This is a genomic window from Actinosynnema sp. NPDC059335, from assembly GCF_042752395.1.
Taxonomy (GTDB): Bacteria; Actinomycetota; Actinomycetes; order Mycobacteriales; family Pseudonocardiaceae; genus Actinosynnema.
The window spans coordinates 51,143-60,937 of sequence record NZ_JBHYXZ010000037.1 but is presented as its reverse complement, the minus strand read 5'-3'; the positions used below and the strand labels follow the sequence as shown (position 1 = coordinate 60,937).

General features: G+C 75.9%; 9 protein-coding genes. 1 reads left to right on the top strand and 8 read right to left on the bottom strand.

Translation table 11 applies throughout. The features are described from left to right. The 8 genes from ACFXGA_RS14375 to ACFXGA_RS14340 all read right to left on the bottom strand — a co-directional run. A partial coding sequence (locus ACFXGA_RS14375; protein ID WP_378087820.1) for a hypothetical protein occupies positions 1-262 on the bottom strand: 262 nt, incomplete at its 3' end. A 315-nt stretch (positions 263-577) separates the two neighbouring features. Beyond that, positions 578-2,044 carry a CHAT domain-containing protein gene (locus tag ACFXGA_RS14370; protein ID WP_378087818.1) on the bottom strand — a complete coding sequence of 489 codons (1,467 nt, stop codon included), beginning with the start codon at positions 2,042-2,044 and terminating at the stop codon, positions 578-580. Then, positions 2,041-2,463, bottom strand: a complete 423-nt coding sequence (locus ACFXGA_RS14365; RefSeq protein WP_378087816.1) for a hypothetical protein — start codon at positions 2,461-2,463, stop codon at positions 2,041-2,043. The genes ACFXGA_RS14370 and ACFXGA_RS14365 overlap by 4 nt, the downstream gene beginning before the upstream one ends. Next, positions 2,460-2,999, bottom strand: coding sequence for an RNA polymerase sigma factor (locus ACFXGA_RS14360; protein ID WP_378087814.1), 540 nt, complete (start codon positions 2,997-2,999; stop codon positions 2,460-2,462). The genes ACFXGA_RS14365 and ACFXGA_RS14360 overlap by 4 nt, the downstream gene beginning before the upstream one ends. A gap of 88 nt (positions 3,000-3,087) precedes the next feature. After that, positions 3,088-5,268, bottom strand: coding sequence for an FtsX-like permease family protein (locus ACFXGA_RS14355; protein ID WP_378087812.1), 2,181 nt, complete (start codon positions 5,266-5,268; stop codon positions 3,088-3,090). A 170-nt stretch (positions 5,269-5,438) separates the two neighbouring features. Then, the gene (locus tag ACFXGA_RS14350; protein ID WP_378087810.1) at positions 5,439-7,739 is read right to left on the bottom strand and encodes an FtsX-like permease family protein; all 2,301 of its coding nucleotides are present in this window, start codon (positions 7,737-7,739) and stop codon (positions 5,439-5,441) included. Beyond that, complete coding sequence (locus tag ACFXGA_RS14345) at positions 7,736-8,446, bottom strand: ABC transporter ATP-binding protein (RefSeq protein ID WP_378087808.1); 711 nt, start codon at positions 8,444-8,446, stop codon at positions 7,736-7,738. The genes ACFXGA_RS14350 and ACFXGA_RS14345 overlap by 4 nt, the downstream gene beginning before the upstream one ends. After that, positions 8,443-8,967, bottom strand: a complete 525-nt coding sequence (locus tag ACFXGA_RS14340) for a PadR family transcriptional regulator (RefSeq protein ID WP_378087806.1) — start codon at positions 8,965-8,967, stop codon at positions 8,443-8,445. Before ACFXGA_RS14340 ends, ACFXGA_RS14345 begins: the two co-directional genes overlap by 4 nt. A gap of 152 nt (positions 8,968-9,119) precedes the next feature. Here ACFXGA_RS14340 and ACFXGA_RS14335 point away from each other — a divergent pair, with 152 nt between their 5' ends. Beyond that, positions 9,120-9,656, top strand: a complete 537-nt coding sequence (locus tag ACFXGA_RS14335) for a CGNR zinc finger domain-containing protein (protein ID WP_378087804.1) — start codon at positions 9,120-9,122, stop codon at positions 9,654-9,656. Positions 9,657-9,795 lie beyond the last annotated feature (139 nt).

The window sequence follows — 9,795 nt, the reverse complement described above, 5'->3', positions numbered from 1 at the left end:
GGGGCTGCGGAGCGGCGGCACCGCACAGCAACGCCACCCCGGGGGGCGGTGCGGCGGGGGCGCCCAGCGGGGCCCCGGCGTTTGGCTGGAGGCGTCGCGTCAGGTTCACCGCTTCGAGTGTCTTCGTTGCCTCGTCCGAGTGGTCTTCGTCGGCCGTCGCGACGCCGGCGCACACCAGCCACGCCGCGGTCGCCAACCCGCCCACGGCCAGCGCCCGGAGCAGCAGCGATCCGCCGCGGCGCACCGCTTCGGGAGCTGCCACCGTGGATCACCACCGTTCCGGGTGAGGCGAACGGGACGGACCGTTCGAGGTCGACGTTCTGCTATGTCTAGCACTGGTAACCGGATTTTCGAACGTTCTCCGCCGGAACCCACTCGGAAGGGCGGTGCGGTGCGGCTGTCCGTGTCTCCCCGCCGGTCCACGAACACGGTCCGTCGTCCGCGCACGACGGTGCGACGGCGCGATATGTCCGTTGTGGACGCTCACATCGCGTCCCGTGTGGACGGTTGACCGGCGGCTCCGTGGCCGGCCACTCCGCTAACCCATTCGAGTGTCCCCCGATTGAGTGAACGGCGGTCACCCCGAGCCCACGCACAGGAAGCCGAGGTCGCCGTGCCGGGCCTGGGCGTCCGCAAGCGCTTGCGCCGGATGCGCCAGGTTGGCGTGGAGATCGACCATCAGGTCCACCACCCGGTCGTCCGGCACCGGCCGCACGCTCTCCACGACGACCCGGGCGCCACGCCGCAGCAGCACCCGCGCCAACCCCGGCTCGCACGCGGAGAGCACCACGACCGACGGCGCCCGCGCCAGGCCCTCCAGGTGGTACCCGTGCAACGGTCCGTCCGCCAACCGCAGGTAGGACGACGACTCGTCGTCAAGCACGCCGTGCGCCGCGATGTGCGCGACATCCACCTCGGGCATCTCCCGCAACGTCTCCTCCACCGTGGAACGCACCCGACCGCCGTGCGCCCGGTGCAGCGCCTCGACCTCCCGGTGCGCGTGCCGCAGCGACGGCCCCGCCACCCAGAGCCGCCGGGCCAGCGCCAGCGGCCGGGTGTCGGCCCGGTGCCAGCAGCTCGCCGAGGGCGCGACCGACACGGCCCGCCCGCGACCCGAGGGCAGCGCCGCCCACGGCACTCGCGTCAGCTCCGGGCTCGGCACCACGACCACCGGCCGGTCGCCGGCCGGCCGCAGCAGCCGGTCCAGGTCGGCCACGGCGTGCGGCGCGGCGGCCAACGACAGCGCCCGCACGTGCCGGGCGGCGGTCCGCGCCTCGCCGAAGTCGTGCAGCCGGACCCGGCGGTCGACCACGGACACGCCGACCAGCCGTTCCCGGTGGCTGACGAACACCAGCAGCGCCCGGTCGCCCAACGCGTCCACCACGTCGTTCAGCGGCACGGCCGGGGTCGCCGGCCGGGCGAGCCCGCGCAGCTCCCGTTCCAGCCGCGCGATCCGCTCCCGGTCCCGCCGCACGCGCGCCAGCCGCAGTTCGGCCCGCACCCGCGCGACGCCGGGCGCCACCTCCGGGGGCCGGCCGGCCGCGCCCTCGCCCCACCGCCACACCGCGCGGGCGTCGGCGCTGTTCAGGGCGTGGTCGAGGGCGATGTTCACGAGTTCTCCGCGGGTGTCGGGATCGTCCAGGGCGAGCCCCGCCCGGCACGCCGCCACCGCGGCCCGCCGGGTCGGCGCGAGTCGGGCGCGGGCCAGCCAGCCGACGGCCCTGGACCGGGTCGTCCCCCGGCGCCGGTCGCACGCGGCGACCACCGCCGTCGGCACGTCGGGGGCGCCGGCGCACAGGGCCACGGCCTGCGCCGCGGCCACGAGGGAGGAGCGGCCCGCCGCGCGGAACAGGTCCTCCGCCTGCGCCGCCAGGGCCCGCGCGGCGGTGCGGTCGCCGTCCCGCACCGCGCACCGGGCCGCCAACAGCACCGCTTCGGGCACCCGCGCGGCGACGGCGGACCGCAGGAGCGCGCCGGCCTGCCGGACGTGGCCCGCGGCGAGCAGCGCCTCCGCCCGCCGCACCGCCACCTGCCAGGCCGTCATGCCACGAACCACGGCGTCGCGCGGTCCCGCCCGGCGTGCCGGAGCACGAAGCTGACCGGCCCGAACGGCACCCGTTCGACGTGGAACCAGCCCGCCGGGTCGACCGCGGCCGCCACCCGACCGCCCGGCCACCGCGCCACGGCGAGGGTCGCCGCCCGCGCCAGCCCGGTGACGTGCAGGCCGCCCGCGACGTGGTCGAACCGCAGGTCCAGGTCGGTGAACGCCAGCCGCCGGGCGTGGCCGCGGCCCCGCATGCCGGGCGGGTCCACGCGGACCGAGTCGGCCAGCAGCCGCAGGGGCGTCGCGTCGGCGCGCTCGGCCAGCGCGGCCCGCGCCCGGTCGCGGATCGCCTCGGGCGTCGGGTCGAGGTCGTCCACGAGGTGGGCGAGGGCGTCGAGGAGCGCGCGGTCGTCGCTCACCGGGCCACCTCCACGCCGAGGCGGCGGCGCAGCAGGGCCAGGCACCGGCCGCGGGTGGCGCCGAGGCTGTTCACCGGCACCCCGACGGCCTCGGCGACCTGCGTGAACGACAGTTCCGGCGCGAACGCGGCGAGCCGCAGGATCTCCCGGCAGCGGTCGGTCAGCGTCGCGTAGGCCCGCCACAGCACGGCGTCGCGGGCGAGCGCCGCGTCCTCGGGCGTCGGCCCGTCGTCGGCGACCTCCCACCCGTCGAGCGGGGCCTCCCGGCCGCGCAGCCGCAGCACGGTCAGCGTCTCCCGGCGGGCGGTGGTGACGAGCCACGCGCCGAGCCGCTCGGGGCGGCGGATGCGGGACAGGTTCTCGGCCAGCGCGAGCCAGGTGGCCTGGCAGACGTCGGCCGCGTCCTCCGGGCTCAGCCGGTGCGACCGCGGCACGGCCCAGACCAGGCGCGCGTACCGGCGGACGAGTTCGTGCCACGCCGCGGTGTCCCCGGCGCGGGCGAGGGCGATCAGCCCGGTGTTGTTCCGATCAGGCATGCTCCTTGAGAGCACCCGGTCTGACCTGGGGATACGGGAGCCGCACGATGGTGTGGTCGGGGGAACCGCACGCCGTCGCGGCGCGTCGCTACTCGGTTCGCAGGCTCGCCGGCCGGATCGCCGAGCGCAGCGCGGGCAGCGTGCACAGCGACACCACGAGCACCACGACCGCCGCGGCGGCGACCGTGGACGCGATCTCGGTCCAGTCGACGCGGAACCGCCCGGCCGGCGCGACGAGCCACGCCGTGCCGAGGCCGATCGGGAGGGCGAGCCCGATGCCGAGCGCCGTCGGGATCGCCGACTGCCACAGCGCGGACATCGCGAGGACCCTCGGCGGCACGCCGTTCGCGGCCAGCACGGCGGTCGGGCGGCGGCGCTCGAAGACCTGGTCCACGGCCGCCGCGGCGAGCCCGATCACGGCCAGGAGGGTGAGCAGCACGGACCCGGCGATGACGCCGCCGCGCAGGGACGTGAACAGCTCGACCTGACCGACGTCGACGGGTCGGCGCAGCGTGACGGCCCGGTCGGCGCGCCCGGTGGCGGCGAGCAGGCGGTCGCCGAAGGACTCGTCCGGGTCGCCCCGGACCACCAGCTCGGTCGGCGGCACGGCGGTCAGCACGGGGTCCGCGCCGCCCGCCACGAGCAGCCCGGGGGGCTCGTCGGCCTCGACGGTCCGGTACCGCGGCACGACCCACTCGCGTCCCCCGACGAGGAGCCCGGTGCCCGGCGCCGGTCCGGCGCCGACCAGGTAGGCCGCGCCGGTCGTGCAGTCGGAGACGCCCAGCCGTGCCGCGATCTCGGCGCAGTCGGTGCTGGTGACGCGGGTGGCACCGAGGTCGTGGTGGCGCACCTCGCTGACCCCTCGCACGCCTCCGACCAGCGCGATCGCCTCCTCCAGCGGGCGGACCGCGGTGTTGGGCGGCAGGTCGAGCACCCAGCGGTCGGGGGTGTCCGACGGCGGCGCGGCGGTGAAGTGGGCGGCCACGCCGAGCAGCACCTGCAACGTCAGCGACCCGGTCAGCACCACCACCACGGCGGCCAGCACGCGGGGCGTGCCCGTGTCGGAGCGGAGGGTGCGCAGCGCGAGCAGCGGCGCGACGCCGTCCGGTTCGAGGCGGTGGGCGACCTGGCCGACCAGCCACGGCAGCACCGCGCCGGTGCCCGCGAGGACGAGCGCGATGCCCAGGCCGAGCGGGACGGCGAGCCGCGCGTCGGCCATGACCTGCCAGTAGCCGCCGATCGCGGACGTCGCCACGACCAGCGCGGCGCCCGCGCCGAGCAGCCCGAACCGCCACCACGCGCGGCGGCGGGGCAGCGCGACGGCACGTGCCGGGCCGAGCGGGCCGACGTCCTCGGTGCGCAGCGCGAGCAGGGCCGAGACGACGGCCACCACGGGCACGCCCAGCGCGATCAGGCCGCCGAGCAGCGGGTCGGGCAGCAGGTCCGTGGGGAAGAAGCCGACGCCCTCGACCTCGATGAACCGGGCGAGCGGCCGGGCCGCGAAGAACACCGCCACGCCGACGAACAGCCCGAGCACGGCGCCGGTCAGGGTCTCGCCGGCCGCGAGCCGGCGGAGCTGCCCGCGCGACGCGCCCACGAGTCGGATGGCGGCCAGGCGCCGCGCGCGGCCGGTCGCGCCGAGCCGGGTGGCGACCAGGACGAAGATGCCGAGCGGCACGAGCAGGGCGCCGATCGCGGCGACCATCAGCAGCCGGTAGACCGGCGGCAGCGTCGCGGGCGTCCCGTCGCTGCCGAACCCGGCGGCGGGGTGGGCGGTGCCCCGGTGGGCGTCGGCCAGGCCCGCGTAGAAGATCAGCGACTTCGGCCGGGGCAGGCCCGCGTCGGCGATCACGCCGACGACGCTCTCCGGGAAACGGGCGCGCATGGAGTCGTCGGTGCGCATCAGCTCGAACAGCTCCGGTGACACGACCAGCTCGCCGGGCCCGGGGATGCGGCCGACGCCGGGCGGCGCGGGCGCGTCGGGCGCGGTGGCGGCCAGCTCCACGCCGGTGATCAGGCGTCCGCGCCAGGACACGCTGACGTGGCGGGCCTCGATCGCGGCGCCGGCCTCCGCCCGGTCGAGCGCCGCCGCCCGCACGCGCTCGGACTTCGCCTCGCGGGCCGGTCCGATGGACGCGGCGAGCAGCAGCACGGTGACGCCGAGGCCCACGCCGGCGGCGGTGAGCGCCAACCTGGCCCACGAGGCCCGGCCGCCCCCGACGGCCAGCCGGACGCCGAGGACCAGGTCGGCGACCCACCTCGTCCTCATCGGAACGCCGCCCGGGCGCTCCGGGGGCCGCGGCCCGGGACGTGGTCGGTGTCGTGCGGGAGTGGGATCACATTCCTTCAGACGTCGCGGGGGCCCGGGACGTGGCTTCGAGGTTCCGAGCGGGTGGCGCCGCCGCCAGGGGCGCGAAGGCGGCGACGCCCGCCCGGGGCCTACTCGGAGCGCAGGCCGAGGGCGCCGGTGGCCCGTCGCAGCGAGGGCAGCGACAGGACCGTGACGAGCACGACCATCAGCGCGGCGGCGGCGCTGAGCACCCCGATCCCCGCCCAGTCGAGCACGATCGGCGCGGAGATGATCCGCAGCAGCAGGACCGCGAGCCCGCCGCCGACGGTCAGCGACACGACCAGCGCGAGGAGCAGCGGAACCGCGTTCTGCCACAGCAGGGACCGGCTCAGCGCGCCGCGCGGCACGCCGCTCGCGGCCAGCACGGCCAACGGCCGCCGCCGCTCGCGGACCTGCTCCAGCGCCAGCACGAGCAGGCTCGCGCCCGCCAGCAGCAGTGTGACCAGCGAACCGGCCAGCAGCGCCTCGCGGATGCTCTCGAACTCCTTCACCCGTTGGGACACGTCGACCTCGCCGAAGTACGACGTGTAGGCGCGCCACGTCATCGACGCGAGCGAGTTGCGGACGTGCTCGGCGATCTCGGGCCGCTCCGGGTCGACCTGGACCAGCACGCTCGCGGCGTCGGGGTCGACCGGCAGGTCGCGCGCCAACGACGGCGTGACCAGCAGGCCGAACCGGTAGAGGTTGCGCTCGTCGGGCACCCCGACGACGGTGAACCGGGGCACCGTCCACTCCGGACCCCACTCCTGCCCGTCGCCGGAGTCCAGCAGCACGGAGACGCGCTGTTCCGCTCGGAGCGTCTCGTGACCGGACCGCCCCGACGTGTTGGGGTCGATGTAGAACGCGTCACCGTCCCGGCAGCTGGGCAGCACCGCCTGGGTGCGCAGCGCGTCGCAGCTGCCGATCGTCGCCATGTGGTACTCGTCCTCGCCGGCCTTGAGCGTCGCGGTCCGCAGCGGGTGCGCCTGTTGCACGCCGGCGACCCGGGCCAGCGCCTCGGCGGTCCGCTCGGTCGCGTCGGGCGGGGAGTCCTGGAGGCTGACCACGATCCGGCCCTTGTCCGACTCGGGCGTCGGCCGCTCCACGATCCTGGTCTGCGCGCTGGCCATGACCGACTGCAGGGCGATCCCGCCCGCCAGGACCACGGCCACGCCCCCGACGACGCGCGCCGCCGTGCCGCTCTCCAGCTGGAGCCTGCGGATCGCGAGCTGCCACGACGGCGGGCCGCCGCGCAGCCGGACCACCGCGCGTTCGACCACCCACGGCAGCAGCACCGGGATGCCGAGCAGGAGCAGGATGATCCCGCCGATCACGACCTCGTCCGACCCCTCGACGGACGTGCCGCCGAACGCGCCGGTCTGGGTGAGGAGGGCGACCGTGCCGAGCGCGATCGGCACCACGCGCCACCACAGCACCCGCTTGACCGGCTTCGTGCGGCGCACCACGCCCAGCGGCTCGACCACCGTGCGGCGCATCGCCACCACCGACGTCAGCACCGCCAGGACCGGCACCAGCACCAGGATGGTCGCGGCCAGTGGCAGCGACGGGGTCAGGTCGCTCGGGAACACGCTGATCCCGATGATCTCGACGCGTTCGACGAACTGCCGCCCGGCGAAGAACAGCGCCGCGCCCGCGCCCAGCCCGACGACCGCGCCCAGCAGCGCCTCGCCCGCCGCGATCCGGCGCACCCGCTGCGCGCCCGCGCCGACCAGCCGCAACGCGGCCAGCCTGCGGTCCCGCTCGGCGCCCGCCAGCCTGGTGCTGATGCCGACGAACACCAGCACCGGGAACAGCAGCGCGACCGAACCCACGATGATCAGCAGGACCAGCACGGGTTCCAGCTCGCGCTCGGTCGCCGCGCCGCCGAAGCGCGTGACCGGGTCCTGGCCGTCGTCGGCCGCGGTCCGGTCGCCGGCGTAGAACATCAGGTCGCTTGGCGCGTTCAGGCCGCTCTGGTCGATGGTGCCGGCCACCCGCTGCGGGAACCGCTGCCGCAGCAGCTCGCCCTCCGGGGACGCCAGCAGGTCCGCCAGCTCCGGCGACAGGAACACCTCGCCGTCGCCGGGCACCCGCGGCAGGCCCGGCGGCACCGGCGCGTCCGGCCCGGTGCCGTGCAGGAACCGCCCGGTGATCGAGTAGCCGCGGTAGTCGGTGTCCCAGATCGCCATGTGCAGCACGTCGCCCGACGCCTCGGCGGACCTGACCGCCTCCCTCGCGGCCTGCCGCTCGCCGCGTTCGGCCAGCACGGTCGTCGCCGAGGACGCGGCCAGCAGCACGGCCACGCCGAGGCCGATGCCCGCGGCGGTCAACGCGAGCCGCACCCGCGACGTGCGCCCGCCGCCCAGCGACAGCCGGACGCCGAGGGCGAGGTCGGAGAGCCACCCCCTCACGTGACCGGCTCCATCTCGCGGGACCGGCCGTCGCGCACCACGACCTCGCGGTCGGAGTACGCCGCCACCCGCGCCTCGTGCGTCACCAGCACCACCGCCGCGTTGGTCTCCCGCGCCGCGCCGACCAGCAGCTGCATCACGCGTTCGCCGTTGAGCGAGTCGAGCGCGCCCGTCGGCTCGTCGGCGAACACCACCCGCGGCCCCGTCACCAGGGCGCGGGCCACGGCCACCCGCTGCCCCTGGCCGCCGGAGGTCTCGCCGGGGCGCTTGTCCGCGACGTCGGCCACCTCCAGCCGCTCCAGCCACTCGCGGGCCCGCGACTCGGCCTCCTTGCGCTTCACCGAGCCGAGCCGCAGCGGCAGCGCCACGTTCTCCAGGCAGCTCAGCTCGGGCACGAGCTGGCCGAACTGGAACACGAACCCGAAGTCGGTGCGCCGCAGCTCGCTGCGCGGCCCGTCGCCCATCGCGCTCAGCTCCACGTCGCGGTAGCGGACCGTGCCGCGGTCCGGGGTGAGGATGCCCGCGAGGCAGTGCAGCAGGGTGGACTTGCCGGAGCCCGACGGGCCCATCACCGCGACCACCTCACCCGCGCGCACGGACAGGCCCGCGCCGTCCAGGGCGGGCGTCGGGCCGAACGACTTGTGCAGGTCCACGGCCTCCAACAGGCTCCGCGAGGTCCGCGCGTCGGTCGTCGGGTCGTTGCTCATCGGGTCACCGCCGTCTTGAGCTGGCCGAGGCGCGCGGCGGTGAGCTCCAGCCAGCGCAGGTCGGCTTCGAGGTGGAACAGGGCGTGGTCGCAGATCAGCTGGTCGGCGAGGTCGCCGCCGGCCTTGCGCTTGGTCAGCTCGCGCATCGTGGTCAGGTGGGCGGCGCGCTGGACGTCGAGCACCTCGTCCGCGCTGCGGCCGGACAGCAGGGCCAGCACGACCTTCGCGTAGAGCGTGTTCTGCAGGTAGGGCTCCGGCTTCTCCGGCGTGCCCAGCCAGTGCTCCACGTCGGTCACGCCCGCGTCCGTGATCGCGTACCGCTTGCGCTCCGGACCGTCACCCGCCTCGACGCCGGCCTCCTCGACCAGGCCGTTGCGGAGCAGGCGCGACAGCGTCGTGTAGACCTGCCCGTAGTGCAGGGGCCGGTCGTGGCCGAAGCGCTCGTCGTAGGCCCGTTTGAGGTCGTACCCGTGCCGTGGGCCTTTTTCGAGCAGGCCCAACAGGGTGTGTCCGATCGACATGAGAGGCACTATACACACGAGGTATACACACGGTTCATAGCCTGATCGGCGTAGCGGCGGCACTGCTCCGAACGGGCAGTCGGCCTAACCGGTCACGATCGATTGCCGGTTACTTCGCCACATCGGGCAGCTCCGACGCCTACAGTGGAGGGGTGACTGGTCTGGCGGCCGGCTGGGACCACGCGGCTTTCACGCAGGGTCGAGCCGGCGATGCGGAACACGATGTGGAGCTGCTGCTCGCTTTCCTGAACACCCGAGACCTCGAACTCGGCACGGACGTCTTGGACAGCGTCGCCGCCTGGCGCGCGTGGGTCACCGAACGCGGCCTCGGCCACGCGGGCGACCTGGCGGAGGTTCGCGCCGCGCGCGCGTCGCTGCGCGCCTCGCTGGGTGAACGGCACGACGGACCCGATCCCACCCCCGCCGCGGGCCTGGTCCGCGTCGACCTCAGCCGCGGCGTGCCCACCATGTCCGGCACCGACGCGCTCGGCGCGGTGCTCGGCGCGGCGGCCAGGCTGGCCGTGCTGGGGTCGTGGGAGCGGTTCAAGATCTGCCAGGCGGACGGCTGCCGGTGGGCGTTCTTCGACCGCTCGCGCAACCGCTCGCGCACCTGGTGCTCGATGCAGACGTGCGGCAACCGGGAGAAGGCGCGCAACTGGCGGGAACGGCGCGCGCTGAGCGTGACCTGAGCGCGGAACCCAGGGCACCCGGGCGTTCGACACACGGGACCCGAACGCAGGACTCGGGCGCGGGTGTGGGTCTGGCGGGGGCGGGCGGGCGTGGGGTGGGGCTCCCCCCGGGGTTTCTCACCGCTCTCCGCCGGGGCGC

Excerpts from the sequence above, each read along its gene's own strand:
- ACFXGA_RS14370 (WP_378087818.1), bottom strand. The coding sequence starts at position 2,044 with ATGACGGCCTGGCAGGTGGCGGTGCGGCGGGCGGAGGCGCTGCTCGCC.
- ACFXGA_RS14360 (WP_378087814.1), bottom strand. The coding sequence starts at position 2,999 with ATGCCTGATCGGAACAACACCGGGCTGATCGCCCTCGCCCGCGCCGGG.
- ACFXGA_RS14345 (WP_378087808.1), bottom strand. The coding sequence starts at position 8,446 with ATGAGCAACGACCCGACGACCGACGCGCGGACCTCGCGGAGCCTGTTG.
- ACFXGA_RS14355 (WP_378087812.1), bottom strand. The coding sequence starts at position 5,268 with ATGAGGACGAGGTGGGTCGCCGACCTGGTCCTCGGCGTCCGGCTGGCC.
- ACFXGA_RS14340 (WP_378087806.1), bottom strand. The coding sequence starts at position 8,967 with ATGTCGATCGGACACACCCTGTTGGGCCTGCTCGAAAAAGGCCCACGG.